We start from the raw sequence: 25348 nt of genomic DNA, 5'->3' as shown, positions 1-25348 counted from the left end.
CCCGACGGCGTCGTCCAATACATCAACAAGTACGCCCTCTACACAGGAGGTGACGGTCGATGACCGAGCCGGAGACCACTCCGCGGCGCGGACGCCGCGCCCGGGAGCTGAGCCCCGAGGAGAGCGCCGCCCTGGAGGCCCGTGCCGCGATGGAACCCGCACAGCAGCAGGCGGCACCCGGAGTGCGTGGCGCCGTCGCACCGCCGACCGCTGGGGCGGCTGTGCCCGCTCTGCGCAAGTTCGGCCGGCGTGCCCGCATCATCGAGCTCAGCGAGGCCCCTGCGCCGGCTCTCGCCGCGGGGGAGACGACCGGGAGCCCGGACGCAGATCCTGCTGTGCCTGCGGCCGTCGAAGACCACCCGGTGAGCACGCTCACCCATGACCACGACGGGGTGGAGCTCGGCGAGCTCTCCGTCGCCGAGGCGCCGGAGCCGCGCCCCGCGCCCCGCTTCGACGGCAAGGTGCTCCATCGTCCGGAGCGCTCCGGAGGGCGTGCGCTGGTGTGGCTGGTGTGGGCCCTCATCGCCGTCGCCTTCATCGTGCTGCTCGCCCTGATGCTGACCGGGGTCATCGGCCCCGGCGCGGCCTCCGCCTCGGAGACCGCCCTGCTCGATCATCTGTTCGTCACCCATTCCGTCCCGGAGGACATGTCCGCGTGAGCGCCCCTGAAGAATCTCTCGACCTCGCCCGGGTGGCCGGCCAGGCCGCCGCCGACAAGCTCGCCGAGGAGGTCATCGGCCTCGATGTCTCCGAGCTGGTGGTGATCACCGACGTCTTCCTCGTGTGCAGCGGGGACTCCGAGCGGCAGGTCTCCGCCATCGTCAACGGGATCGAGGAGGCGCTGCTGAAGGAGCGCCGCCGCAAGCCGCTGCGCCGCGAGGGGGAGCGTGATGCCCGCTGGGTGCTGCTGGACTACGGAGACATCGTGGTGCACGTCCAGCACGCCGAGGACCGCGCCTTCTACGCGCTCGAACGACTGTGGCGCGACGCGCCCGTCCTGGATCTGCAGATCGTCGAGGGCCGCCCGGAGTGAGGCAGCCCCGTGCTCGTCTGATCCTGGTGCGCCACGGACAGACCGACTACAACCGTGAGGGCCGTCTGCAGGGCCAGGTCGACATCCCCTTGAACCCGACCGGCCTGCGCCAGGCGGAGTCGCTCGCGGAATCGGTGGCGAAGAATCCGCCGGACGTCATCGTCGCCTCGCCGCTCGAACGTGCGCTGGAGACCGCTCGCATCATCTCCCGCGACAGCGGTCTCGACGTCGCCACCGACGAGGCCTTCCTCGAGCGCGGCTTCGGACTCTGGGAAGGGCTGCGCGGGGAGGAGATCAGGCGGCGATGGCCTGATGAGCACGCCGACTGGCGTGCCCACCGCCCGGTCCTCGGGCTCGAGGTCGAGGACCGTCCCGTGGTGGGGGAGCGGGTGGCCGCTGCCTGCCGCGAGCTGGTCGCGCAGCACGTCGGCGGCACCGTGATGGTGGTCGCCCACGGCGCGGCGATCACCTTGGGCATCACAGCGCTGCTGGGCCTGGACACGAATGGTTTCCGGGGCCTCTCGGGGCTCGAGAACTGTCACCGTTCCGTGCTCGAACCAGTTGTCGGGGAGCCGGCGAACGGGCTGATGAGGTTGGTGTCACACAACCTGCCTCCCGATTTCATATGAGCTGCGGAGCGGGGTAATATCGACGAGTCGCCTGCGGGCGGCACCCGATACGGGGCTATGGCGCAGTTGGTAGCGCGCTTCCATGGCATGGAAGAGGTCAGGGGTTCGAATCCCCTTAGCTCCACTCGAGAAACCGTGAGACAGTGACTCGTCAGAAGGGCTCCACCGTGAGGTGGGGCCCTTCTGCTGTCCCGGGCACGGCGCGGCTCGGAACTGCCCGGGTGGGGGTGGCGGCCTGGCCGTCAGACCCCCTCCGCGAGCCAGGTGATGACCTCCGCCGCGGATCCCTCGGGCGCGCTGCGCCACCCGGTCCCGGCCCACAGGTGGAGGCTCTGCATATCGCAAGCCGCCCCCGCGGCGCGGCGCAGCTCGCGCGTGAGGTGGTGAACCTGCGGATAGCCGGTCGGCGCGGTGGCGTGATGACGGTCCACGAAGTCGTTGCGCAGCGAGCGGGCGGGCCGCCCGGTGAAGGCGCGGGTCAGCACCGTCTCGCGGAAGGAACGCTCCGCGAGCGCCGCCCGATGCGTGGCAGAGGTGCCCGCTTCCTCCGTACGCAGCAGCATCGTGCCGCTGACCACGCCCTCGGCGCCTGCGCTGAGGATCCGTCGTACGGCGGCGGGGCCATCCACCCCGCCCGCGCCCAGCAGCGGCAGGTCCACGGCGTCGCGCACCAGCCGCACCAGGTCCTCTGTGCGGAGTGGCGCGAGGGTGCGGGAGGGATCGTGGGTGGCGCTGTGCCCACCGGCGCTCGGCCCCTGCACCACCAGGCCGTCGACGCCGAGCTGCGCTGCGGCCCGCGCCTCCTCGGGATCGGTGACGCTCGCGAGCACGGTCGTTCCCACCGCCTGCAGGGCGGCGATCTGCTCCGCGGCGGGCAGGCCGAAGGTGAAGGAGACCACCGGCACCGGGTCGTCGAATAGCAGGGCGAGCTTCTCGTGGAAGAAGTCGTCGTCGCGCCGTGGCACGGGATCCAGCTCCACCCCTGCGCGGGCGGCGTCCGCGCCGAGCTCCTCGACGTAGGCGGCGAAGGACTCCTCGTCGATCTCCCGCGGCGGCAGCACGAAGAGGTTCACGCCGAAGGCGATGCCGAGCCCCCGCACGGCGGTGATATCCGCTGCGAGCGCCTGCGGGGTCAGGTTCCCGGCGGCCAGGAACGGGAACGCGCCCGCCGAGGAGACGGCCCGAGCGAGCGCGAGGGTGGAGAGTCCGCCCGCCATCGGCGCGGCGACCAGGGGGAGGCGGGAGTCCAGGAGCGTCATGGCCCGATCCTTCCAGACGTGCGAGCGCTGTGGGGAGGCTGGCAGGGCGAGCGACGCAGGCGCGGCAGGACGAGAGGGTCGGGCGCGGCAGGGCGGGAGAGGTGGGGGCAGCAGGGCGAGACCGTATTGAGACCTTTGGATCCTCCGCTCTCGTGTACTGTGGCGAACATCCCCTTTGAGAGCGCTCTCAGAAACGGCATCCGCCAAGAGAGCGCTCTCAGAACGACATCGCAGCAACGAACGAAGGAGTTCACCATGAAGATCACGCGCAGGTCAGCCCTGGCCGCCTCGGCCGCGACCGCCGCCACCGCCGCGATCGCGGGTTGCGGGAGCAGCTCCGGCGGAGGTGAGGGTGGCGAGGGCGACGAGGTCACTCTGACCGTCGCCACGTTCAACGAGTTCGGCTACGAGGAGCTCTTCACGAAGTACGAGGAAGAGAACCCCGGCGTCAAGATCACGCATAAGAAAGCTGCGACCAGCGATGACGCCCGCGCGAACCTCATGACCGGACTCGCCGCCGGTTCGGGCCTGGCGGACGTCGAGGGTGTCGAGGTCGGCTGGTGGGCCGAGCTCGCCGAGTACTCGGACATCTTCGAGGACCTCGCCGATCCGGCGGTCGAGGGCCGCTGGCTGGACTGGAAGACCGAAGCGGCCACGATCGACGGCAAGCTCATCGGCTATGGCACCGATATCGGCCCCGAGGCCCTCGCCTACCGCGGCGACCTCATCGACAAGAGCGAGCTGCCCAGCGACCGCGCCGAGCTCGCCGAGAAGCTCACCGGCGACTGGCGCACCTACTTCGAGGCGGGTCGGCAGTTCGTCGAGGACACCGGCATCCCGTGGTTCGACGGTGCCGGCGGCACCTTCAACGGCATGGTCCAGCAGCTGACCCATCCCTACGAGACGGCCGACGGCACCCCGGTCCCGCTCAAGGACAACGCCGACGTCAAGGCGATCTACGACCTCCTCGTGGAGTTCAAGGACATCTCCGCCGGATTCAAGCAGTGGGAGGAGGACTGGACCGCCGCGTTCCAGTCCGACGGCTTCGCCACCATGCTCTGCCCGCCGTGGATGATGGGCCCGCTGGCCGGCAATGCCGACGGCGTCGAGGGCTGGGACATCGCCGATGTCTTCCCCGGCGGTGGCGGCAACTGGGGCGGCTCCTACCTGGCCGTCCCCGGCCAGGGCAAGAACATCGAGGCGGCGAAGAAGCTCGCCATGTGGCTCACCGCACCCGAGCAGCAGGTGGTGGCCTTCCAGGCCGTCGGTGCCTTCCCCAGCCAGGTCGACGCGCTCGCCGACGAGGGCGTGACCAGCGCGGTCAACGAGTTCTTCAACAGCGCGCCCGTCGGTGAGATCTACTCCGAGCGTGCGACCGCGATCGACGTGCAGCCGTTCATGGGCCCGAACTTCTTCGTCATCAACACGGTGCTCGCCGATGCGATCACCCGGTGGGACGTCGACGGCATGGACCCCGCGGAGTCCTGGGAGCAGGCGTTGACCGCCTACGACGAGCTGGGTCTCTGACTCAGGCCATCCCGCTGACCGCAGGCGGCGGCGGCTCGCTCCTGAGGGAGCCGCCGCCGCTTGCGGTCCTGCCGAAAGGAACCCGGTGACCACATCGACACGCCCGACCCCTCGGCCTGAGGCGAGCTCCGGCTCGGCCGCCCCGCCTTCGGGCGCAGGCCCTGCCTCTCGCCGCCCGCGGCCCGCCTGGCGCTCCGCCCTGACGCGGCTGGACGTGCGATTCACGCCGTTCCTGTTCATCAGCCCGTTCTTCGTGCTGTTCATCATCACAGGGCTGTTCCCCATCCTGTACACCGCATGGGTGTCCCTGCATGACTGGGACCTCATCCGTGGCCAGGGTGAGTTCGTGGGCCTGGCGAACTTCCAGTTCGTGCTCGGCACCGACAGCTTCTACAAGGCGCTGCGCAACACCTTCTCGATCTTCATCCTGTCCTCGGTGCCGCAGGTCATCGCCGCGATCCTCATCGCCTACGTGCTCGATGCGAACCTGCGCGCGAAGACCTTCTGGCGCATGGGTGTGCTGGTGCCGTTCGTGGTCGCCCCCGTCGCCGTCTCCCTGATCTTCGCGAAGATCTTCGCCGACGGCTCCGGGATCGTGAACGGTGCACTGACCGCGATCAACCTGCCCGCCGTCGGCTGGCACTCGGACGCGCTCGCCTCCCACGTCGCGATCGCGACCATGGTCAATTTCCGCTGGACCGGATACAACGCCCTGATCTTCCTGGCCGCCATGCAGGCGGTCCCGCGCGAGATCTACGAGGCCGCGATCATCGACGGCACCGGACGGATGAAGCGCTTCTGGTACGTGACCGTGCCGATGCTCCGCCCCACCATCGTCTTCGTCGTGATCACCTCCACGATCGGCGGCCTGCAGATCTTCGACGAACCCCGCATGTTCGACACCGGCGGGCAGGGCGGTGCCTCCCGCCAATGGATGACGTTGACGATGTACCTCTACGAACTCGGCTGGGGGCCGCAGCTGGCTTTCGGACGTGCCTCGGCGGTCGCCTGGCTGCTGTTCCTCATCATCCTCGTCTTCGGTGTCCTCAACTTCCTCATCACTCGCCGCATCGCGAATGCCGGCGGCCCCGCCAAGAGCTCGCGGTAAGGAGCAATGACCATGCAATCGACCGCTGCCATCGAACAGTTCGCCGGCAAGGGTGCGGCCCGGGCCGCGCGCCGTCGCCTCAAGGGCGGAGGAGGGGCCGACGCCCGCCCCCATTGGTGGAACTACGTCCTCCTCGGCATCGTCCTGGTGATCTCGTTCTTCCCGCTCTACTACGCGCTGCTGCTGGCCTCCTCGGACGCCGGCGCCATCGCCCGCAATCCGCTGCCCTCCCTGCTGCCCCAGGGGAACCTGCTGTCGAACATGGGCAAGGTGATCGCCTCCGACATCAACTTCTGGTCGGCGATGCTCAACTCGATCTTCGTGGCGACGGTGACCTCGCTGTCGGTGGTGTTCTTCGCGACCCTGGCCGGCTTCGCGTTCTCCAAGCTGCGCTTCCGGGGCCGACGCGGCCTGCTGGTCTTCGTCATCGCCACCATGGCTGTGCCGGTCCAGCTCGGCGTGATCCCGCTGTTCATCATCATGGCGAAGATCGGCTGGGTGGGCGACCTCAAGGCCGTGATCATCCCGGCCCTGGTCACCGCCTTCGGCGTGTTCTGGATGACCCAGTACCTCGAGGACGCCCTGCCCTTCGAGCTCATCGAGGCAGCCCGCGTGGACGGCTGCAACCTGATGCGCACCTACTGGCATGTCGCACTGCCCGCCGCCCGCGGTGCCGGTGCGATGCTGTTCCTGTTCACCTTCGTGGGCTCGTGGACCAACTTCTTCTGGCCCTTCATCATCCTGCGCGACGACAGCCTCACCCTCCCGGTGGCGCTGCAGCAGCTGCAGGCCTCCTACTTCAAGGACTACTCCCTGATCATGTCCGGTGTGGTGATCTCCGTGATCCCGCTGCTGCTGCTGTTCCTCCTGGCTGGCCGACAGCTGGTCCAGGGCATCATGCAGGGCGCGGTCAAGGGCTGAGAGGGGAGCCCACCATGGCGATTCTCGACGGGCTCGAGGAGACCTCGGCGAACGGCCGCGGCGCAACTCTGGAGGATGTGGCACGGGTCGCGGGAGTCTCGCGGGCCACCGTGTCCCGAGTGGTGCGCGGGGACGTGCAGGTGCGTCGGGACAAGGTCTCGAAGGTCGAGGAGGCCGTGCGCGCTCTGGGCTATGTGCCCAACAACGCCGCGCGCAGCCTCGCCAGCCGGCAGACGGGCGCTGTCGCGCTGATCGTGCCCGAGCACGAGTCCCGGGTGTTCACCGATCCCTTCTTCGTCAGCGCCATCTCCGGCGTCACGGCCGGGCTGGACGCGAGCGACAAGCAGCTGCTGCTGGTGCTCTCCAGCCCGGAGGATCATGCCCGCACGCGTCGCTTCCTGCGGGGCGGGCATGCCGACGGTCTGCTGGTGGTCTCGCACCATGAGGGAGACCTCTCTGTCGAGGTGCTCCGGGAGGCCGCGGTGCCGGTGGTGTTCATCGGCCGCCCTCCCGAGGGGCTCACCGCCTCGTTCGTGGATCTCGACAACATCGAGGGCGGTCGCCTGGCCGCGCGCCACCTCATCGAGCGGGGCCGGCGCCGGATCGCGATGATCTGCGGTCCGCAGGACATGCCCGCGGCGGTCGACCGTCGGGAGGGCTTCGAGAAGGAGCTGGCCGACGCAGGGATCGAACCCGCATGGCTCTCTTTCGGCGACTTCACCCTCGCTTCCGGGGAGCGAGAGACCGCGGCTCTGCTGGAATCGGGTATTCCCTTCGACGCGCTCTTCGCCAGCAGCGATCTGATGGCCCTCGGCGCCCTGAAGAAGCTCGAGGGACAGGGGGTGCGCGTCCCGGAGGACGTCGCCGTGATCGGCTTCGACGACATCGCCTCCGCGGCGGACGACACGATCTCGCTCACCACCGTCGTGAACCCGGGCCGGCGCCTCGCCGAGCTCGCGGCCACGCTGCTGCTGGACCTGATCAACGGCCGCGAGACCGAGCAGTCCGTGGTGCTCCGCCCGGAGCTCGCGGTGCGTTCGACCACCTGAGGTCAGCGAGGCAGCGGGAACCATGCCAGATCGGTGCCGTGCATGCCCCAGAGTCCGCGGGCGCGCGCATGGATCTCGAGGTCGGGCCGGTTGTACCAGCCGTTCGGCGCCTCGTGGATCGTCTGCATGCCGCCGGTGAGCGAGAGGTGCTGGATCGAGTCGGTCCAGGTGTCCCAGGTGAAGACCTCGCCGCGCAGCTCCCCGATCCCGCCGTACCCGCCGGTCTCGCCCTCGCCGAGGATCTTCTCGGTGGCGAGGTTCAGGGCGAACCAGGCCCCGTTGGGGCGCCGGCCGATCGCGTACAGCACCCCGCCGGTGACGAGGATGTTCTCGTAGGACTCCCAATCGCGCGGGGTGAGCACCCGGGTGACGGTGCGGGTGCGCAGGTCGATCTCGGTGATCGTGGCGACCAGGAGCTTGCGCTCGGTGGAGGCCTCCGCCCAGGTGTCGCCCGCGGTATACGCGAAGTCGCCGTCCACCACGATGTTGCGCAGGTTCTGGTCGGGCACCAGGTCCCGGCGCACCTCGAACTCGCCGGTCGCGGGGTTGGCGAAGGTGAGCGCCCCGGTGAACAGGCCGTGCTTCGCGGTGGTGGCCACGATGATCTGCCCGCGACGATCGTCCGCCGCCATCGACAGCGGGCGCATCTGCTCATGGTCGATGACGCCCAGCTCCGTCGACTCATGAGTGTCCGGGTGGTAGGCGACCACCTGGGTCGAGGGGTAGATTCCGGCGACGACCGTGCCGTCGGCGAGCTCGGCCAGCGACTTCGGCTCGCCGTCGGCCTCCAGGCGATCCAGCTCCCGGCCGCCGCCGGTGCCACGATCACCGGGGAAGCGCGGCGTGTACGGGTGATGGACGGTCATCGCGAAGTGCCCGCCCACCCAGACGTCCCCGTTGGAGTGCAGCAGCACCGACTGCACCACCTCGGGGTAGCCGAAGTCGGTGGTCGCGGTCGAGGTCACGAGCGCCTCCCCACCGAGCGGGGAGCTCCACACGTGGCCCACACCGCTGACCCCCACCACCGTCTTGTCGTCGATCGCGAAGAAGCCCTGGTTCTCGACGTCCTGCCACGGCTGTCCGAGGTGCTCGAGACCGTCGGCCGTCACCTCGTAGTAGTTCGAGGTGAGCCGGGCCAGGGCGAGCACCCGGCCGTCCGGGGTGACGGTCAGCTTGTCGATGTACCGGTCCGCGGCAGGGATGTCCCGCACCACGCGTTCGCTGCCGTCGGGGCGCAGGGAGAGGACGAACCGTCCGCTGGAGACGTAGATCGTGCCGCCGGAGATCGCCACGTCGAGGATGCCGACGGGGGACTCGGTGAGGTGCTCGGTGAGATCGGCGAGCTCCTCACCGGCGGGGGAGTAGAGCTTCAGCGCACCCGGGGCGGCGGTGCCGGCGACCACGATCTCGTCGTCGGCGGCGACCGCGATGGCGTACTGCGAGGTGCCCACCCGGCCGCAGTCGACCACCTCGCCGGTGGCGAGGGTGACGCGCAGCAGGCGGCAGTCGGGATAGGTGCCGATCCACAGGTGCTCCCCATGCACCCTCATCCCGTAGGTCCAGGTGCCGGCGCCGCCCACCTCGACGAAGGGTTCGGCCGTCCCGGTGGTGGGGTCGTAGCGCCAGACATGGGAGTGCGCGGCCGGGCCGATGTATACGAAGTGATCATCAGCAGCCATCGCATTGCTGCCGGCGGTGGAGGGGATCTCGAGATCCTGCACCGCGATCTGCTCGCCGTTGAAGGGGTCGAAGGTGCCCAGGCGGATGATGCCCGGGGTGGGGTTGTGACGGGAGGCGATGTGGACGTGGCCGTCGAGGTATGCCGCGCCGCGCACGGCCGCGGTGAGCGCTGCGGGGCCGTGGAGGGTGGGACCGGGGAGTGCGGGCTCGGCACGAGCCGGGTCGACGACGGCGGCGGAGGTGGCGGCAGAGGCGGCCAGGGTGCCGCCGCCGATCAGGAGGGCGCGGCGGCTGGGGCGGGGCAGTGTGCGGTCGGACATGAGGAGGACCTCTCGTCAGTGCCGGGCGTCGATGCCCGGCGTGCCTCCGCCACGCTAGATAACGTTTGCTGACTCGTCAATGGGCGACGATCGACTGCCGCAGGAGGGGTCGCGACCTATCCGGGGTCGCGCGGCGGGCCCGGTGCTCGTTGAGGTCCCGTGTCGGTTCGATCTTCGCGGCGGTCATGACTCCCGCCCGTTCTCGATGTCGAGCAGTGCCTGGTCCATGTGGTGCAGCACCCGCAGGGTCGCCTCGAGCTCCGCGCCGGTGAGGTCGCCTCCCACGGAGGCCAGCAGCTCGTGCTCGCGGGCGGTGACGGCATCGATCGACCTCTCTCCCGCGGCGGTCAGGTGCACCAGGTGGGAGCGTTGATGCGCGGGGTTCGCCACCAGCTCGACCAGGCCGGCCTCTCGCGCCTCGTCGACCATGCGCTGGACGTACTGGCGACTGAGCTCCTGGGCGCCCGCCAGCTGCGGCACCGTCCGTTCACCGCTGCGGCGCAGCTGGTCCAATACATTGCGCACTCCGACGGACAGCCCACTGCGTCGGCCGTCCTGCTCCACGATCCGGGCCACCCGGCGGTAGACGGGGCCGAGGGCAAGGTAGACCTCGGCGAGGCGGTCGGCGAGTGCTGCGGGAGGCAGGGGGGCGATCATGTCCCGAGTATGACACCAAGGTTGTCAAGATTGCCCATCTATGACACCTTGGGTGTCATGATTCCTGAGACGATGTTCCTCGACCTCCCGGACCAGCGCATCGCCTACGTCGAGTCCGGACCGTCTGACGCCCTACCCCTCCTGCTTCTCCACGGTGGCGCGGTGGACAAGCGCAGCTGGCATCCCCAGCTCACCGCACACCCCGCGTATCGGGTGCTCGCGATCGACGCCCGTGGTCACGGCGAGTCCTCGGATGCCGAGCAGCCCTACCGCCTCGCCGACGACGTGATCGCCCTGATGGATTCCCTGCAAATCGACCGCGCAGTCCCCATCGGCGTATCGATGGGAGGCGGCACCGCAGTGGATCTCGCCCTCGAGCACCCTCAGCGCATCGCGGCTCTCGTGTGCAGCGGCACCGGCACCAGCGAACCCGTGTTCACCGACCCCTGGGTGCTCCAGACCTTCGCCGACTGGACAGCAGCCGAGCAGGGGAGCGACCTCGAGGCCTGGGTCGAGGTGCTGCAGCGCTTCACCTCCGGTCCGCGGCGCACCCGCGCCGACGTCGACCCTGCGGTGTGGGAGCTGATCGGCACCATGGCCCGGGACACTGTCACCCAGCATCTGCGCGTCGGCCCCGACGGTCTGCCGCTCCCGCCGCTCCCGCCGACACCCGTGACCGATACCTGGGCGCGGCTGTCGCAGATCCAGGTGCCCGTGCTCGCGATCGGCGGTGAGTTCGACAGCGACGACCACCGCGCCATGGGCTCGCGCCTCTCCGAGTCGGTCGGCGGCGAGGGGCGCTACGTCGAGATCGCGGGCAGCGCCCACTACCCGAACCTCGAGAACCCCGACGCTTTCGACGATGCGGTGAGGGAGCTTCTCAGCGACCTCTGAGCTTTCCCTCCTCGACGATCAGCCCGTGCACTTCGGCGAGCTCCGCGACGTCGAAGCGAGCTGCTGCGAGCGCCGGGTCGAGCGCTCGCCGGAAGGCCCGGTACGAGGCGGGCACCACTGCCCCGCGGTCACCCAGCACCCGCCGGGCGTACTCATCGCACAGGAACGCTGGCCGACGGAAGCAGTACAGGCTGATCGCATCTGCCGTCTCCTCGCCGACGCCCTCGACGCCGAGCAGCTCGATACGCAGCTGCTCGTCGCTCCGCCCGCCGGCCGACTCGGCGTGCTCCGTCCACCAGCGGGCGAGCGACTGGACGCGGCGCGGCTTGGTGCGCGGGAAACCTGCGGGCCGGACCAGCTCGCGCACCGTCTCCTCATCGGCCGTGGCGAGCGGCGCGGCCTCCAGGAGCCCCGCCCTGCGCAGCTCCGCGATCGCGGACGCGGCCTGCACCCAGCGGCTGCGCTGGACCAGCACCGCACCGAGCGCGATCTCGAAGGGCTCCTCGCCGGGCCACCACCAGCCCTGCGGGCCGTGCCGTTCGCGGAGCTCGCGGTGGAGTACGCGCAGATCGATCATGCCCGATAGGTTGTCACAGCCTCGGGCGGCACCTGAAGGCGCACCGGCATCCCGGGCTCGAGCCGTCGTGCGGCGACCTCCTGAGGGGGCAGATCCGCGGAGAGGTCCTCGGTACGAACCCGCACCAGATCTCCGCTGGGGGCGAGGGACTTCACCGTGCGGGGAATGCCGCCGGTATCCGCCAGTGTCACCCTTGCGGGACGGAAGGCGGCATGGACCTGACCGCCCGGGTGGTATGCGGCGTGAGCCGGCACTTGGGCGCCGTCCGCGAGCACCACCGCTCGGCCATCCCAGCGGCCGCTGACGAGGTTGAGCCCTGCGAAACGGGCGGTGAAGGCGGTGCGGGGCTGGGTCAGCAGCTCCTGCGTCGATCCCTGCTCGATGACCCGACCCTCCTCGAGCACGGCGATCCGGTCTGCGAGGGTCAGCGCATCGAGCACGTCATGGGTGACGATGATCGCCGTGCGCTCGGCCAGGAAGCGACGCAGCTGCTCGCGCAGCGCCGGGGCGACATCGATGTCGAGCGCCGCCATCGGCTCGTCCAGGAGCAGCAGGCGCGGCTCCGCGGCGAGCGCTCGGGCGATCGCCACCCGCTGCGCCTGTCCACCGGAGAGCTGGGACGGCCGACGGCCCGCGAGCTCGGGGACGCCGAGCTCCGCGAGCCAGCGCTCGGCCTCCTGCCGTGCGCGAGCCCGGCCCACGCCCTGTGAGCGCAGGGCGAACATGATGTTCCCGAGCGCCGTGAGGTGGGGGAACAGCACCGGATCCTGGGAGAGGGTGGTGACCTTCCGGTCATGCGGAGGGACCCAGCGGCGCTCGCCGGTCAGCCCCTGGTCGGTCAGCCCCTGGCCGGTCAGCACCCGACCATCCAGGACGATCTGCCCGCTCGCGGGCCGCAGGGCCCCGGCGATCAGTGACAGCAGGGTGGATTTCCCGGCACCGTTGGGGCCGATGATGGCGAGGGTCTCGCCGTCGGGGACCGTGAGCTCGAGGTCGATCCCGCGCTCAGGGACGGCGGCGCGAACGGAGAGGGTCATGAGGGCACCCGTCGACGAGCCACGGCGATCACCGCGACCGCGACGATCATCAGCACGAAGGAGAGCGCGACTGCAGCTTCCGGGTCGCTCTCCCGCTGCAGATAGATCTCCAGCGGCAACGTGCGCGTGGTTCCCTGCAGGGAGCCGGCGAAGGTGATCGTCGCACCGAACTCGCCGAGCGCACGGGCGAAGGAGAGCACCGTCCCGGAGAGCAGCGCCGGCATCACCAGCGGCAGCGTCACCCGCAGCAGGATCCGGGAGGGCCGCGCCCCGAGCGAGGCCGCCGCGGCCTCGTAGCGGGTGCCGGCGGTGCGCAGCGCACCCTCGAGGCTGATCACCAGGAACGGCAGGGCCACGAAGGTCTGGGCGAGCACCACAGCCGTCGTGGAGAAGGCGATCTGGAGGCCCAGCACCTCGAGATGCTGACCCAGCAGGCCCTGCCTGCCGAAGGTGTACAGCAGCGCGATGCCGCCCACCACCGGGGGCAGCACCAAGGGGATCAGCACCAGCGAACGCAGCAGCGAGAGGCCGCGGAACTCGGAGCGGGCCAGCAGCAGCGACATCGGCACCCCGCACAGCACGCAGAGGGCGGCGCTGGTCGCGGAGGTCTGCAGGCTCAGCCGCAGCGCCGCGAGCGAGGACTCGCTGGTGATCAGCTCCCCGAAGTCCGTCCACTGCACGCGCAGCGCCATCGCCACCAGCGGCAGCAGCACGAACAGCCCGCCGAGCAGGGCCGGGATCAGCATCCAGCGGGGGAGGGAGCTCATGGCCGAGCGAATCCGTATCCGGCCAGGAGCTGCTGGCCGGTCTCGCCGGTGACGAGGTCCACGAACTCCTGGCCCAGTGCGGCGTTCTCCGCGTCCTTCACCGTGGTGATCGGGTAGGTGTTCACGGCGCGTGCGGACTCGGGGAAGGCGATGCCCTCGACGGCGTCTCCCGCCTTCTGCACATCGGTGGCGTAGACCAGCCCGGCATCCGCCTCACCGCTGGTGACCTTGTTCAGCACATCGGTGACGGACTGCTCCTCGCTGACCGGCGCGAACTCGAGCCCGGCCACCTCCTCGACGGTCTCGGTGGCTGCGCCGCAGGGGACCTCAGGCGCGCAGACGACGAGGTTCAGGTCCGCCTCGGTGAGGGACTCCAGTGCGGTGACAGCAGCAGGGTTGCCGGCCGGGACCGCGATCATGAGCGTGTTGGCGGCGAAGGCCACCGGATCGGCGCCCTGGAGGCCCGAGGCGACGAGCTTGTCCATGGTCGCGGTGTCCGCCGAGGCGAAGACGTCCGCCGGAGCGCCCTGCCGGATCTGCTCCACCAGGGTCGAGGAGCCTGCGACGTTGAACTGCACGCTCACCCCCTCGTGCTCCGAGGCGAATTGATCGCCGAGCTCCTCGAAGGGCTCCTGGAGCGACGCGGCGGCGAAGACCTGCAGCGTGACGGTCTCCGCGGTGCTGGGTGTGCTGGTGGTGCTCTCAGTGCTCCCGCAGCCGGCGACCAGCAGGACGATCCCGGCCGCCGCAGCGGTGAGACGGGCGAGGCTCTTCACGACGCCTCGATCACGACCTGGGTGGCCTTCACGACGGCGGTCGCGATCTTCCCCGGCTCGAGCTGCAGCTCCCGTGCGGCTTCGCTGCTCATCAGGGAGACCACGCGGAAGGGGCCGCACTGCAGCTCGACCTGCGCCATCACGGTGTCCATGACGACATTCGTCACCAGGCCCACGAAGCGGTTGCGGGCGGAGGAGGTCGATGCCCCATGCAGCTCCGGCGTCACCGCCAGCTCGCGGGCGAGCCGCGCGACCTCGGTGCCCTCGAGGACCTTCCGTCCCGCATCATCGGAGCCCGCCACGAGGGATCCCTTCTCGATCCAGCGCCGGACGGTGTCCTCGCTGACACCGAGGAAGGTCGCGGCCTCTCGAACTCGCATCTGCGTCATGACGTCGATGATACAGCCGCAGCTGCGGGACTTCTGCGCCTCAGGTGGCCAGCAGCACCCCGGCCAGTGCGAGGGACGCGACCAGCAGGGTGGACAGAGCGGCGAGGGCGAGCGGGCGCGGGCCCACCTGGAGCAGGTGACGTACCTTCACGCCGGTGCCGAGTGCGAACATCGCTGCGGCGAGCAGGGTCGTCTGCAGCAGCGCGCCGATCTCGAGGATGCTCCCGGGCAGCGGGACGACGGAGCGCAGGAGCACCATCGCCAGGAATCCGAGCACGAACAGGGGCACCAGCGGCGGGCGCTTCCCGTCGGCCGCGCCCTCGCGCCGCTGCTGCAGGCTGAGCACGGCCATCACCGGCGCGAGCATCAGCACCCGGGCGAGCTTGACGACCACGGCGACGGTCAGCGCCGCGCCGCCCAGCGTCCCACCAGCGGCGACCACCTGCGCGACTTCATGGATCGATGCGCCCGCCCAGAGCCCGGCGGTCACCGAGTCCAGCTGCAGCAGCCGGGCCGCAGCAGGGACCACCGCGATCATCAGGGTCCCGCACAGCACCACCAGGGCGACCGCGGTGATGGTGCGCTCCTCATGCTCCTCCTCGGGGTCGGTGACGCCCGCAGCGGCCGCCACCGCAGCTGCTCCGCAGATCGAGAAGCCACAGGCCACCAGGATCGTCAGCCCCTTGTCGACCCCGAGCCCCCGGCCGATCAGGAGGGTCCCGAAGATCCCGCCGGAGACCACGATCGCGACCACCAGCAGCATCGGGACGCCGAGGTCAAGCAGATCGCCGAGCACCACCTGCAGGCCCAGCAGCACGATGCCCACCCGCAGCAGCTTCTTCGCCGCGAAGGACAGCCCCGGGGTGAGGCTCCGCGGCAGGGTGGTGAGATTCGCGGCGAGGATCCCGGCAGCGATCGCGATCACCAGTGCGCTGATACCCGGCAGCATCCTCGACACCAGGATCGACGCCGCCGCCACCACGAGGGCCAGCACGACCCCCGGCCAAGGGGAGAGTCGTGGGACCGGGGGAGCGGAGAGGGTGCTGAGGGACATGGGCTGAACCGTCCCATCCCGCGCCGCGAGCCGGTAGAGGGCAGTTCGCGACCCCGGCATATGATTCTGATATGCCTGATGCCCTCCCGAACCTGCAGGCCCTTGCGCTGTTCCTCGCCGTCGTCGACGAGGGCGGGCTCGGAGCAGGGGCCCGCCGGCTGGAGATGCACCAGCCCAACGCCAGCCGCATGATCGCTCAGCTCGAGGCGCAGGCCGGCACGGCGCTGCTGGACCGCGGCCCTCGCGGATCCCGTCCCACCTCGGCAGGGCTGCTCTATGCGGCCCACGCCCGGGAGCTGCTCGACGCGGCGGAGGAGTTCTCGGCCTGGCTGCGCCACAGCCGCGACGAGGACGCCCGCGAACTCCGAGTGGGCGTGAGCATGACGATCGCCGAGCACCTGATGCCGGCCTGGCTCACCGAGCTGCGTCGCCTGAGCCCGCGCGTGCGGGTGGACCTGGAGGTGCTGAACTCCACCCAGGTGCTCGCCGGCATCCACGACGGCCACCTGCAGCTGGGCTTCGTGGAGACTCCTCATGTTCCGCGCGGCGTGAATGCGATGACCCTGCGCGAGGACGAGCTGGTGGTGGTCGTCGCCCCCGATCATCGCTGGGCGCTCAGCGCAGAGCCGCTCGAGCCGGCGGAGCTCGCACAGACCCCGCTGGTGGTGCGCGAGGGCGGCTCCGGCACGCGGGACGCCTTCGAAGAGCTGCTGCCGGGCGCCTCTCGGACCCCGCCGGTGCAGGAGCTCGGCAGCAACGCCGCGGTGCGGATCGCGGTGGCCTCCGGAGCGGGACCGGCGGTGCTGAGCATGCTCGCGGTGAGGTCCTCCCTCGAGGCCGGTCAGCTGCACCGGGTGCCGCTGGCGGGCACGCGGCTGCGCCGCCTGCTCACGGCGGTGTGGAGCGGTCCCCGGCGGCTCAGCGGACCGGCCGCAGAGCTGGTCGAGGTCGCCTCCGCCCCCACGCGGGCGCTGCGGTGAGCGCGGCGGGTAGGTTCGGGGCATGCCGATCCTCACCAACACTGCCGAGCAGCCCGATGAGCCCCGCCGGGGCCCGGTCTGGTCCATCGCCGAGCCCGAGCGTGAACTGGACTCGAATCTGATCCGCCTGCCCGCCGGGGACAGCATCCCCGCCCACGTCGGGGCCGAGGTGGACACCCTCATCCATGTGGTGCGCGGCGACGGGACCCTGCTCACCGACGACGGTGAGGCGCCGCTGCGCCCGGGCGACGTCGCGCTGCTGCCGCGGCGAACCGTACGCGGCTTCCGCGCCGGCGCGGCGGGACTGGAGTACCTGACCGTCCACCGCCGTCGTCAGGCGCTGCGCATCCAGAGCCGCCCGGGCGCCGTCTGAGACATTCTCGCGAGCGCGCCCCGTCCGCCTCACCCCGCCGCAGAGGGCAGACTGGACCCATGGCAGATTCTCAGGATTCCCGCGTCGCCGTCTACCTGGACTTCGACAACATCGTCATGTCCTGGTACGACCGAGTGCATGGACGGCAGGCGTACAGCCGTGACCGTCAGCGCATCGCTGAGGATCCCACCGAGCCCGAGATCGCCGAGCGTCTCGCCAAGGCGACGGTCGACGTCGGCGCCGTGATCGACTACGCCGCCTCCTTCGGCTCGCTCATGCTCACCCGCGCCTACGCGGACTGGTCCTCCCCGGTCAACGCGATCTACCGCACCCAGCTGGTGGCCCGCGCCGTCGACCTCGTCCAGCTCTTCCCCGCCGCGGCCTATGCGAAGAACGGCGCGGACATCCGCCTGGCCGTGGACACGGTCGAGGACCTCTACCTGATGCCCGACCTCACTCACGTGGTGATCGTCGCTGGCGACTCCGACTACGTCCCGCTCGCCCAGCGCTGCCGGCGCCTGGGTCGCTATGTGATCGCGATGGGAGTGGCCGGTTCCACCGCGAAGTCACTGGCCGCAGCTTGCGACGAGTTCGAGTCCTACGAGAACCTGCCCGGGGTGGAGCGGCCGGCCGCACCGCAGCGCTCGCGGTCGCGGCGCGGGGGCGGGGTCGCCGCCTCGCAGAGCCCCGCCGACGGCGCCGGCAGCAGCGCCGACAGCGCCGACAGTGCCGGCGGCAGCGCCACTGCCAGCGGCAGCGGCAACCAGCGCACCCGATCCCGGCGCTCCGCCGACGCCGACGCCAAGGCCCGCGCCGCCGAGGCCGCCGCGGAGGAGGCCGCTGAAGCCGCCGAGGAAGCCGAGGACGACGAGCCCGGCGAGGATCCGCGCGAGGCCGCGACCCAGCTGCTCCAGCGCGCCCTCCAGCTCGGCGACCGCGGGGACAGCGACTGGCTGCACGCCTCGGCGGTGAAGTCCCATATGCGTCGCATGGACTCCTCCTTCAGCGAGAAGGCGATCGGCTTCAAGTCCTTCAACGACTTCCTCAAGGGCAATGCGGAGATCGCCGAGCTCGAGGAGAGCGGGCACGAGCGGCTGGTCCGGGCGAAGGACTGAGCCCTCCGCTGCGGCGTTTCGGTGACACGCGCCACGTCAACGGGGGATACTGGAGGTCCCCGACGAAGGAGGCACTCCCATGAACCTGCTGCTGTGGATTCTCGCCTTCGCGCTCGCCGCAGTCTTCCTCGGTGCGGGCGTCGCGAAGCTCGTCGACACGCGTGACCGGCAGATCGGCCGCACGCCCTATGTCGAGGACTTCCCGCAGATCGTGATCCGCGGGATCGGGGTGCTCGAGATCCTCGGCGCCCTGGGGCTGATCATTCCGGCGCTGACCGGGATCGCCACGGTGCTGGTCCCGCTGGCGGCGGCGGGCCTGGCGATCACGATGGTCTTCGCCGCGCTCGTGCACATCCGCCGCGGTGACGGTCCTCGCGCCGCACTGCCCTCGATCGTGCTCGCCCTCTGCTCGGTGTTCGTGGCCTGGTCGCGATTCGGCCCGTACCCGCTGTAGCCCGCTGCGCACCCGCTGCAGAGGTGACAGGCGGGCCGGGGGTGGGGTTGTCCGCGTGGCCGTTCACGAGGAGGATCGACCGATGACCCCTGATGACGTCATCCCCTGGCTCCTGGACACCGACCCGACTCTGCGCTGGCAGGTCGAGCGCGATCTGCTCGATGCCCCGGAGGAGACGTGGCAGGCCACCCGCTCCCGCATCCCCCAGGAGGGATTCGGCGCCGCGCTGCTCGCCCACCAGGACCCGGAGACCGGCATGTGGGCCGGCGGCGCGTTCTTCCCCGCTGGCTTCCTCGAGGACCCCGGGAACCAGGACCTGCCCGGCCAGCCGTGGACCGCGACCACCTGGTCGCTCACCACCCTGCGCGAGTGGGGCATGGACGCCGCACCCCTGAGGGCACGGGACACCGCCGCGAAGCTGTCCCGGAGCGCGCGATGGGAGTACGACCCGGCCCTGCCGTACTGGGGCGGGGAAGTGGACGTCTGCATCAATGCGATGACCCTCGCCAACGGTCTCTGGCTGGGCGCCGACGTCGAGGCGCTCGTGACCTGGTTCCTCGAGCACCAGATGGACGAGGGCGGATGGAACTGCGAGTGGGAGGACGGCTCGAGACGCGCGAGCTTCCACTCCACCCTCAACGCCCTGCGGGCCCTGCTGCTCCACGAGCAGGCCACCGGCGGCACCGAGGCGACCCGCGCGGCGCGGGCGGCGGGGGAGGAGTACCTGCTCGAGCGGAACCTGGCCCGGCGGCGCACCACGGGTGAGCTGGTCGGCCCCTGGGTGGACCACTTCCTGTATCCGCCGCGGCATATCTACTCCGCCCTGCGCGCCCTGGAGCACTTCCGGCTCGCCGAGCGGCGCGATCCGCGGATGCTGGAGGCGGCAGAGCTGGTCCAGGATGCTCAGCAGCCCGACGGCACCTGGCTGCAGCAGCACGCGCTCCCCGGAGCGGTGTGGTTCGAGGTCGACGTGCCCGTCGGCGATCCCTCGCCCTGGCTGACCCTGCAGGGGCTGCGGGTGCTGCGGTGGTGGAACGACGCCTGAGCGCCCCGGTCACGGTTGTCACGGTTCAGTCACGGGGGACGCCATGCCGGGCGGGGAGGTAGGTGCCGCGGCGGGACGCTGTTAGGTTGCAGAGATCCGGTGGTGCCCCACGTCACATGTGATGGCCCCCGTCCACGACGCCGTGACCCGCGCGGCGCCTCCCTCACCCCCAGGAGGATCCGATGTTCGATGCCGCATTCACCCCCAGACGCCGCGCCGTGCTGCTGTCGATGGCCGGTGTTCCCGTGCTGCTGACCGCCTGCGCCAAGACCACCGAGGACGGCGGCGGCTCCGGCGGCTCCGACGGCGGAGGCGGTGCCGACACCCTGACCGTCGGCACCACCGACAAGGTCACCGCACTGGACCCCGCGGCCGCCTACGACAACGGCTCCTCCACGGTGTGGACCCAGTGCTACTCCTACCTCCTGAACACCTCGATCGGCTCGGAGGACGGCAGGCCCGAGCCCGACCTCGCGGAGACCGCGGAGTTCACCAGCGACACGGTCTTCACCGTGAAGCTCCAGGAAGGCCTCACCTTCGCCAACGGCAACGAGCTGACCACCGAGGACGTCAAGCACAGCTTCGACCGTCAGCTCGCGATCGCAGACCCCAACGGCCCCTCGAGCCTGCTGGGAAACCTCGAGAAGGTCGAGATCATCGACGATCTCACCGTCGAGTTCCATCTCAAGGAACCCAATGACCAGACCTTCCCGTATGTGCTGACCAGCCCCGTGGGGCCGATCGTCGATGCCGAGGTGTTCCCCGCCGACGCCGCGCTGCCGGACAACGAGATCGTCGCCGCCGAAGCCTTCTCCGGCCCGTACAAGATCACCAGCTGGAAGATCAACGAGCTGGTCACCTTCGAGGCCTTCGCGGACTACAAGGGCCTGTTCGGCGCCCCCGCCACCTCGAGCGTGGTGATGTCGTACTACGCGGACCAGAACAACATGAAGCTGGACATCCAGGAGGGCAACATCGACTGCGTGTGGCGCTCGCTGTCCGCCACCGACATCGCCGATCTCCAGAGCGATGACGCGGTCGCCGTGCATGAGGGGCCCGGCGGCGAGATCCGCTACATCGTGTTCAACATGAACACCAACCCGTACGGTGAGGCGACCGAGGATCCGGACCCCGACAAGGCGAGAGCGGTGCGCCAGGCCGCAGCGGACCTGCTGGACCGCGCGGCGATCTCCGAGTCCGTCTACAACGGCACCTATACCCCGCTGTACTCGTACATCCCCGAGGGGCTGCCGGGCTCCGGCACCCAGTTCCAGGACCTCTACGGCGACGGTGCCGGCGGCCCCGATCCCGAGCGTGCCCGGAAGCGGCTCGAGGATGCGGGCGTCGAGATCCCGGTGCAGCTGAGCCTGCAGTACAACCCGGACCACTACGGCGCCTCCTCCGGTGACGAGTACGCCGCGGTGAAGGGGCAGCTGGAGGACGACGGGCTGTTCGCGGTAGACCTCAAGTCCACCGAGTGGGTCCAGTACTCCAAGGACCGCGTCGCGGACGTCTACCCGGCGTACCAGCTGGGCTGGTTCCCGGACTACTCGGATGCGGACAACTATCTCTCGCCGTTCTTCGCCACGGAGAACTTCCTGGCCAACCACTTCACGAACCCTGAGGTGGACGGGCTGATCTCGCAGCAGCGCGGCACCCAGGACCCGGCGGAGCGCGAGGAGCTGTTTGTGCAGATCCAGGATCTCGTGGCCGAGGAGATCTCCACCCTGCCGCTGCTGCAGGGCGCGCAGATCGCGGTCTCCACCGCGGAGGTCCAGGGCGTCACCCTGGACTCCTCGTTCAAGTTCCGCATCTCGCCGATCTCGAAGTGACCACCGCCCTCGAGCCCGAGGCCGAGAGCGCCTCCCGACGCCCGCGCCCGCGAGGGTCGGGGGGCGGCCTCGGCCGCTACATCCTGGTCCGCTTCCTCCTGATCATCCCCACCATCTTCATCCTGATGACGATGGTGTTCTTCCTGATGAGGATCACCGGGGATCCGCTCACGGCGGCCCTGGGCGGACGCCTCACCCCCGCACAGCTCGCCGAGCGACGCGCTGCTGCCGGATATGACCGGCCGCTGATCGTGCAGTACTTCGACTATCTCGGCGGGGTGCTGCGCGGAGACTTCGGCACCACCTATTCCGACAACACCCCGGTCTCCGAGGTGCTGACCACCTATGGGGCGGCCACCCTTGAGCTGGTCATGTACGCCCTCGTGGTGGCGCTGCTGCTGGGCGTGCCGCTGGGGATGGTCGCGGCCCGCACCCGGGACCGCTGGCCCGACGCGGTGCTGCGGATCATCGCGATCCTCGGCTATGCCACTCCCGTGTTCTTCGTGGGTCTGCTGCTGAAGCTCGTGTTCTCCGTGGGACTGGGCTGGCTGCCGGTGGCCGGGAGGCTGTCCACCGGCGGGCAGATCACCATGAGCAAGATCCTGAACCCCACTCCGCTCTACCTGCTGGACGCGCTGCGACTGGGTGACATGGAGCTGCTGGGCGATGTGGTCCGGCACGCGATCCTGCCGGCCGTGGCGCTGGGCATCCTCACCGGCGGCATCTTCCTGCGCCTGGTGCGCACGAACATGATCGGCACTCAGGAGATGCAGTACATCGAATCGGCACGCTCCCGCGGCGTGGCCGAGAGCCGGCTCACCACCCGGCATGCGCTGCGACCGGCGCTGATACCCATCATCACCGTGATGGGCATGCAGGTCGCGCTGATGCTCGGCGGTGCGGTGCTCACCGAGACCACCTTCGAGTGGAACGGCCTGGGCTACATGCTCGCCGAGTACATGAAGGCCCGCGACTACGTCGCCGTGCAGGGCATCGTCATGCTGCTCGCCGTGATCGTCGCGATCTCGAACTTCGTGGTCGACGTGATCGCCGCACTCATCGACCCCCGAGTGAGGTACTGAGATGAGTGGGGAACTGAGATGAGTGAGGAACTGCGATGACCCTCTCGAACCCCGAACCCGTCGGCGCCGGCGACCCCGGCGCATCAGCTCTGGCCGCCGAGGCCGCCGCTGTCACCGCCCGTCGCAGCACCCCCTGGTACCTGCGCCTGCCGATCATCAGCCACCTGCGCAGCAGCGTCGGCCTGCAGCGCGGCATGCTGCTCACCGGCGTCGTGCTGGTCGGCATCCTGCTGCTGACCGCCCTGCTGGCCCCTGTGCTCGCGCCCTACGGCTTCGCCGAGACCTCCGCGGACGGCACCGGCTTCGGCACCCAGCAGCCGCCGTCGGCCGCCCATCCGCTGGGCACCACCGTCACCGGTTTCGATGTGCTCTCCCGGGTGATCTGGGGGACCCGTACCGCCGTCGCGGTGATGGCCTGCGCGGTCGCCGCCTCGCTGTTCATCGGGGTCGCACTGGGGCTGCTCTCGGGATATGTCGGAGGGTGGCTGGACCGGCTGCTGGTGATGGTGGCCGACGCCGTCTACGCCTTCCCCTCCCTGCTGCTCGCGATCGTGATGTCCATCGTGATCTCCGGCGGGCAGTCCAACGCGTGGGGCGGGATCGCGGCCGCCGCGATCTCGATCACCGTGGTGTTCATCCCGCAGTACTTCCGGGTGATCCGCGCCGAGGTGGTTCGGCTGAAGGCCGAACCCTTCGTGGAAGCCGCGAAGGTGGTGGGCACCGGACACCGCCGCATCATGGGCACGCACCTGCTGCGCAACTCCACCCGCACCCTCCCGCTGATCTTCACGCTCAACGCCTCCGAGTCGATCCTCACCCTCGCCGCGCTGGGATTCCTGGGCTTCGGCATCGAGCCGACCAGCGCCTCCGAGTGGGGCTATGACCTGAACCGCGCGATGTCGGATGCGACCAGCGGGATCTGGTGGACCGGCATGTTCCCGGGCCTCGCGATCGCCCTGGCCGTGCTCGGCGTGACCCTCGTGGGCGAGTCCATCAACGACCTCAACGACCCGCGCCTGCGCACCCGTCGCAGGCGCCGCAAGCAGCGCAGGAATGTGCAGAAGCAGGTGAGGGCATGACCGCGACGCAGAACGAGGATCCGCGCCTGGCGATCCGCGATCTCGACGTCCACTTCGCCACCGATGCCGGTGACGTCCACGCGGTGGACGGGGTGAGCCTCGAGGTCGCCCCGGGGGAAATCCTCGCGATCGTCGGCGAGTCCGGGTCCGGGAAGTCCGTGACCGCGCGCGCCGTGCTGGGACTGCTCCCGGAGACGGCGGAGTCCTCCGGTGCGGTGATCGTCTCCGGCACCGATCTGGTGGGGCTGTCCGCGGCGCGCATGCGCGCCCTGCGCGGCGAGGACGTCTCGATGATCTTCCAGGAGCCCTCGAGCGCCCTGAACCCGGTCTTCCCCATCTGGTGGCAGCTCGGCGAGGGACTGCGCGCGCACCGAGAGAAGATCACCAAGAAGGAGATCCGTGCCGAGGCGGTGCGCGCCCTCGAATCGGTGGGGATCCCCGACGCCGCCGAGCGCATCGACCGCTACCCCCATGAGTTCTCCGGCGGGCAGAAGCAGCGCATCATGATCGCGATGGCGCTCGCACTGGGCGCCGAGCTGATCGTGGCGGATGAGCCCACCACGGCGCTGGATGTCACCGTGCAGGCCGAGATCCTCGGCCTGCTGCGCGACATCCGGGAGAGCCACGGGACCTCGATCATCGTCATCACCCACAACATGGGCGTGGTCGCGGATCTCGCCGACTCCGTCGCCGTGATGCACCACGGGAAGATCATCGAACGGGCCGGGGTCAAGGAGCTGTTCGCGAACCCCCGCGAGGAGTACACGCAGAAGCTGCTCGCCGCGGTGCCGCACCTGGGCCGGAACTCGGCCTGGACCGCGCTGAGCACCGAGCAGCAGCAGACGATCGAGGCCGCGGAGCCGGTGGTGGTCGCGAAGGACCTCGTCATCGAGTATCCGGGACGGATGGGCAAGCCCGCCTTCCGCGCGGTCAAGGGCGTGGACTTCCAGATCCGCGCCGGTGAGGTGTACGGCCTGGTGGGGGAGTCCGGCTCCGGCAAGACCACCATCGGCCGCGCGATCGCGGGACTCGAACGCACCAGCGGCGGCAGCCTGAGCGTGCTGGGCCACGAGATGAACGGGATGCGGGAGAAGGCCTTCAAGCCCCTGCGCCGGCGGATCGGGTTCGTCTTCCAGGACCCGGCGACCTCCTTCAACCCGCACCTGACCATCGAGCAGTGCATCGCCGAACCGCTGATCGTGCACGAGCAGCAGCTGAGCCCGGCGGAGCGCGGCAAGCGGGTGCGCTCCCTGCTGGAGGCGGTCGAGCTGCCCGGCGCCTACGCCGAGCGATACCCCCATGAGCTCTCCGGCGGTCAGCGCCAGCGCATCTCCCTGGCCCGCGCCCTGGTGCTCGATCCCGAGCTGCTGATCGCCGACGAGCCGACCAGCGCCCTGGACGTCTCCGTGCAGGCGACGGTGCTGGACCTGTTCCGCGAGCTGCAGTCGAGGCTGGGCTTCGCCGCGCTGTTCATCAGCCACGACCTCGCGGTGGTGGACTCCCTCGCCCACCGCATCGGGGTGCTCTTCCGCGGAGACCTGGTCGAGGACGGCCACGGACCGGATGTGCTGCAGAGGCCCACCCACGAGTACACGCGCAAGCTCATCGCCTCGCTGCCGGTGCCCGATCCGATCGAGCAGGAGAAGCGGCGCGAGGCCTTCCAGGCGCAGTGGGGGCGGGGCACGCTCGGATGATTCCGGGCACGCTCGGG

General features: G+C 70.1%; 26 protein-coding genes and 1 tRNA gene. 18 read left to right on the top strand and 9 right to left on the bottom strand.

All coding sequences use genetic code 11. The annotated features are described in order from the left end of the window. Window positions 1-59: 59 nt before the first annotated feature. The 4 genes from ACTH43_RS09235 (at window position 60) to ACTH43_RS09220 (ending at window position 1786) form a co-directional block, all read left to right on the top strand. Window positions 60-659, top strand: coding sequence for a hypothetical protein (locus ACTH43_RS09235; protein WP_441444614.1), 600 nt, complete (start codon window positions 60-62; stop codon window positions 657-659). Then, entirely contained in the window at window positions 656-1033 is a 378-nt protein-coding gene (gene rsfS, locus ACTH43_RS09230; protein ID WP_441444613.1) for a ribosome silencing factor, read from the top strand. Before ACTH43_RS09235 ends, rsfS begins: the two co-directional genes overlap by 4 nt. After that, entirely contained in the window at window positions 1030-1662 is a 633-nt protein-coding gene (locus tag ACTH43_RS09225; RefSeq protein ID WP_441444612.1) for a histidine phosphatase family protein, read from the top strand. Before rsfS ends, ACTH43_RS09225 begins: the two co-directional genes overlap by 4 nt. Before the next feature lie 51 nt (window positions 1663-1713). After that, window positions 1714-1786 (top strand) — tRNA-Ala (locus ACTH43_RS09220). 118 nt (window positions 1787-1904) lie between these two features. Here the strand turns inward: ACTH43_RS09220 and ACTH43_RS09215 are convergent. Next, window positions 1905-2921, bottom strand: a complete 1017-nt coding sequence (locus ACTH43_RS09215) for an NAD(P)H-dependent flavin oxidoreductase (protein WP_441444611.1) — start codon at window positions 2919-2921, stop codon at window positions 1905-1907. 255 nt (window positions 2922-3176) lie between these two features. On the opposite strand from ACTH43_RS09215, the gene ACTH43_RS09210 reads away from it, so the two are divergent. The 4 genes from ACTH43_RS09210 to ACTH43_RS09195 all read left to right on the top strand — a co-directional run bounded on the left by ACTH43_RS09210 (window position 3177) and on the right by ACTH43_RS09195 (window position 7526). Further along, entirely contained in the window at window positions 3177-4448 is a 1272-nt protein-coding gene (locus tag ACTH43_RS09210) for an ABC transporter substrate-binding protein (protein ID WP_441444610.1), read from the top strand. Between the two features lie 85 nt (window positions 4449-4533). Beyond that, window positions 4534-5556, top strand: coding sequence for a carbohydrate ABC transporter permease (locus ACTH43_RS09205; protein WP_441444609.1), 1023 nt, complete (start codon window positions 4534-4536; stop codon window positions 5554-5556). Window positions 5557-5568: 12 nt separating this feature from the next. Further along, window positions 5569-6477, top strand: coding sequence for a carbohydrate ABC transporter permease (locus tag ACTH43_RS09200; RefSeq protein WP_441444608.1), 909 nt, complete (start codon window positions 5569-5571; stop codon window positions 6475-6477). A gap of 14 nt (window positions 6478-6491) precedes the next feature. Further along, window positions 6492-7526 carry a LacI family DNA-binding transcriptional regulator gene (locus tag ACTH43_RS09195; protein WP_441444607.1) on the top strand — a complete coding sequence of 345 codons (1035 nt, stop codon included), beginning with the start codon at window positions 6492-6494 and terminating at the stop codon, window positions 7524-7526. A gap of 2 nt (window positions 7527-7528) precedes the next feature. Here ACTH43_RS09195 and ACTH43_RS09190 read toward each other — a convergent pair whose 3' ends face one another. Both ACTH43_RS09190 and ACTH43_RS09185 read right to left on the bottom strand, forming a co-directional pair. After that, window positions 7529-9526 (bottom strand): YncE family protein, encoded by a 1998-nt coding sequence (locus ACTH43_RS09190; RefSeq protein WP_441444606.1) that lies wholly within the window; start codon window positions 9524-9526, stop codon window positions 7529-7531. A 183-nt stretch (window positions 9527-9709) separates the two neighbouring features. Continuing rightward, complete coding sequence (locus ACTH43_RS09185; RefSeq protein ID WP_441444605.1) at window positions 9710-10183, bottom strand: MarR family winged helix-turn-helix transcriptional regulator; 474 nt, start codon at window positions 10181-10183, stop codon at window positions 9710-9712. A gap of 57 nt (window positions 10184-10240) precedes the next feature. Here ACTH43_RS09185 and ACTH43_RS09180 point away from each other — a divergent pair, with 57 nt between their 5' ends. Beyond that, window positions 10241-11077 (top strand): alpha/beta fold hydrolase, encoded by an 837-nt coding sequence (locus tag ACTH43_RS09180; RefSeq protein WP_441444604.1) that lies wholly within the window; start codon window positions 10241-10243, stop codon window positions 11075-11077. Here ACTH43_RS09180 and ACTH43_RS09175 read toward each other — a convergent pair. Genes ACTH43_RS09175 through ACTH43_RS09150 form a run of 6 tightly spaced genes read right to left on the bottom strand, consistent with a single transcriptional unit; the run spans window position 11064 to window position 15677 of the window. After that, on the bottom strand, window positions 11064-11654 hold the full coding sequence (locus tag ACTH43_RS09175) for an endonuclease III domain-containing protein (protein WP_441444603.1): 591 nt from the start codon (window positions 11652-11654) through the stop codon (window positions 11064-11066). The two genes, ACTH43_RS09180 and ACTH43_RS09175, sit on opposite strands and share 14 nt — an antisense overlap. After that, the gene (locus tag ACTH43_RS09170; RefSeq protein WP_441444602.1) at window positions 11651-12691 is read right to left on the bottom strand and encodes a sulfate/molybdate ABC transporter ATP-binding protein; all 1041 of its coding nucleotides are present in this window, start codon (window positions 12689-12691) and stop codon (window positions 11651-11653) included. The genes ACTH43_RS09175 and ACTH43_RS09170 overlap by 4 nt, the downstream gene beginning before the upstream one ends. Continuing rightward, window positions 12688-13458, bottom strand: coding sequence for an ABC transporter permease (locus ACTH43_RS09165; protein WP_441444601.1), 771 nt, complete (start codon window positions 13456-13458; stop codon window positions 12688-12690). The genes ACTH43_RS09170 and ACTH43_RS09165 overlap by 4 nt, the downstream gene beginning before the upstream one ends. After that, window positions 13455-14234: a molybdate ABC transporter substrate-binding protein gene (gene modA, locus ACTH43_RS09160; protein ID WP_441444600.1), complete on the bottom strand. Its 780-nt coding sequence runs from the start codon at window positions 14232-14234 to the stop codon at window positions 13455-13457. The genes ACTH43_RS09165 and modA overlap by 4 nt, the downstream gene beginning before the upstream one ends. Beyond that, window positions 14231-14623 carry a TOBE domain-containing protein gene (locus ACTH43_RS09155; protein WP_441444599.1) on the bottom strand — a complete coding sequence of 131 codons (393 nt, stop codon included), beginning with the start codon at window positions 14621-14623 and terminating at the stop codon, window positions 14231-14233. The genes modA and ACTH43_RS09155 overlap by 4 nt, the downstream gene beginning before the upstream one ends. A gap of 40 nt (window positions 14624-14663) precedes the next feature. Continuing rightward, window positions 14664-15677 carry a YeiH family protein gene (locus ACTH43_RS09150; protein WP_441444598.1) on the bottom strand — a complete coding sequence of 338 codons (1014 nt, stop codon included), beginning with the start codon at window positions 15675-15677 and terminating at the stop codon, window positions 14664-14666. A gap of 71 nt (window positions 15678-15748) precedes the next feature. Between ACTH43_RS09150 and ACTH43_RS09145 the strand changes: the two genes are divergently transcribed. From ACTH43_RS09145 to ACTH43_RS09105, 9 genes are all read left to right on the top strand, one after another. Next, window positions 15749-16657, top strand: a complete 909-nt coding sequence (locus ACTH43_RS09145) for a LysR substrate-binding domain-containing protein (protein WP_441444597.1) — start codon at window positions 15749-15751, stop codon at window positions 16655-16657. A 22-nt stretch (window positions 16658-16679) separates the two neighbouring features. Next, the gene (locus ACTH43_RS09140) at window positions 16680-17030 is read left to right on the top strand and encodes a cupin domain-containing protein (protein WP_441444596.1); all 351 of its coding nucleotides are present in this window, start codon (window positions 16680-16682) and stop codon (window positions 17028-17030) included. Between the two features lie 59 nt (window positions 17031-17089). Then, on the top strand, window positions 17090-18145 hold the full coding sequence (locus ACTH43_RS09135; RefSeq protein ID WP_441444595.1) for an NYN domain-containing protein: 1056 nt from the start codon (window positions 17090-17092) through the stop codon (window positions 18143-18145). A gap of 79 nt (window positions 18146-18224) precedes the next feature. Beyond that, on the top strand, window positions 18225-18599 hold the full coding sequence (locus ACTH43_RS09130) for a DoxX family protein (protein ID WP_441444594.1): 375 nt from the start codon (window positions 18225-18227) through the stop codon (window positions 18597-18599). Window positions 18600-18681: 82 nt separating this feature from the next. Next, window positions 18682-19644 (top strand): squalene cyclase, encoded by a 963-nt coding sequence (locus tag ACTH43_RS09125; protein WP_441444593.1) that lies wholly within the window; start codon window positions 18682-18684, stop codon window positions 19642-19644. A gap of 182 nt (window positions 19645-19826) precedes the next feature. Continuing rightward, window positions 19827-21476 carry an ABC transporter substrate-binding protein gene (locus ACTH43_RS09120; protein ID WP_441444592.1) on the top strand — a complete coding sequence of 550 codons (1650 nt, stop codon included), beginning with the start codon at window positions 19827-19829 and terminating at the stop codon, window positions 21474-21476. Next, window positions 21473-22558 (top strand): ABC transporter permease, encoded by a 1086-nt coding sequence (locus ACTH43_RS09115; RefSeq protein ID WP_441444591.1) that lies wholly within the window; start codon window positions 21473-21475, stop codon window positions 22556-22558. The genes ACTH43_RS09120 and ACTH43_RS09115 overlap by 4 nt, the downstream gene beginning before the upstream one ends. 35 nt (window positions 22559-22593) lie before the next feature. Further along, the gene (locus tag ACTH43_RS09110) at window positions 22594-23637 is read left to right on the top strand and encodes an ABC transporter permease (RefSeq protein ID WP_441444590.1); all 1044 of its coding nucleotides are present in this window, start codon (window positions 22594-22596) and stop codon (window positions 23635-23637) included. After that, window positions 23634-25331 carry an ABC transporter ATP-binding protein gene (locus ACTH43_RS09105; protein ID WP_441444589.1) on the top strand — a complete coding sequence of 566 codons (1698 nt, stop codon included), beginning with the start codon at window positions 23634-23636 and terminating at the stop codon, window positions 25329-25331. Before ACTH43_RS09110 ends, ACTH43_RS09105 begins: the two co-directional genes overlap by 4 nt. Window positions 25332-25348: the final 17 nt, after the last annotated feature.

Origin of the sequence: Brachybacterium sp., from assembly GCF_052095815.1 — a bacterium.
Classification (GTDB): Bacteria; Actinomycetota; Actinomycetes; order Actinomycetales; family Dermabacteraceae; genus Brachybacterium.
The sequence above is the reverse complement of the archived record's forward strand: the minus strand, read 5'-3'. Positions and strand labels throughout refer to the sequence as shown.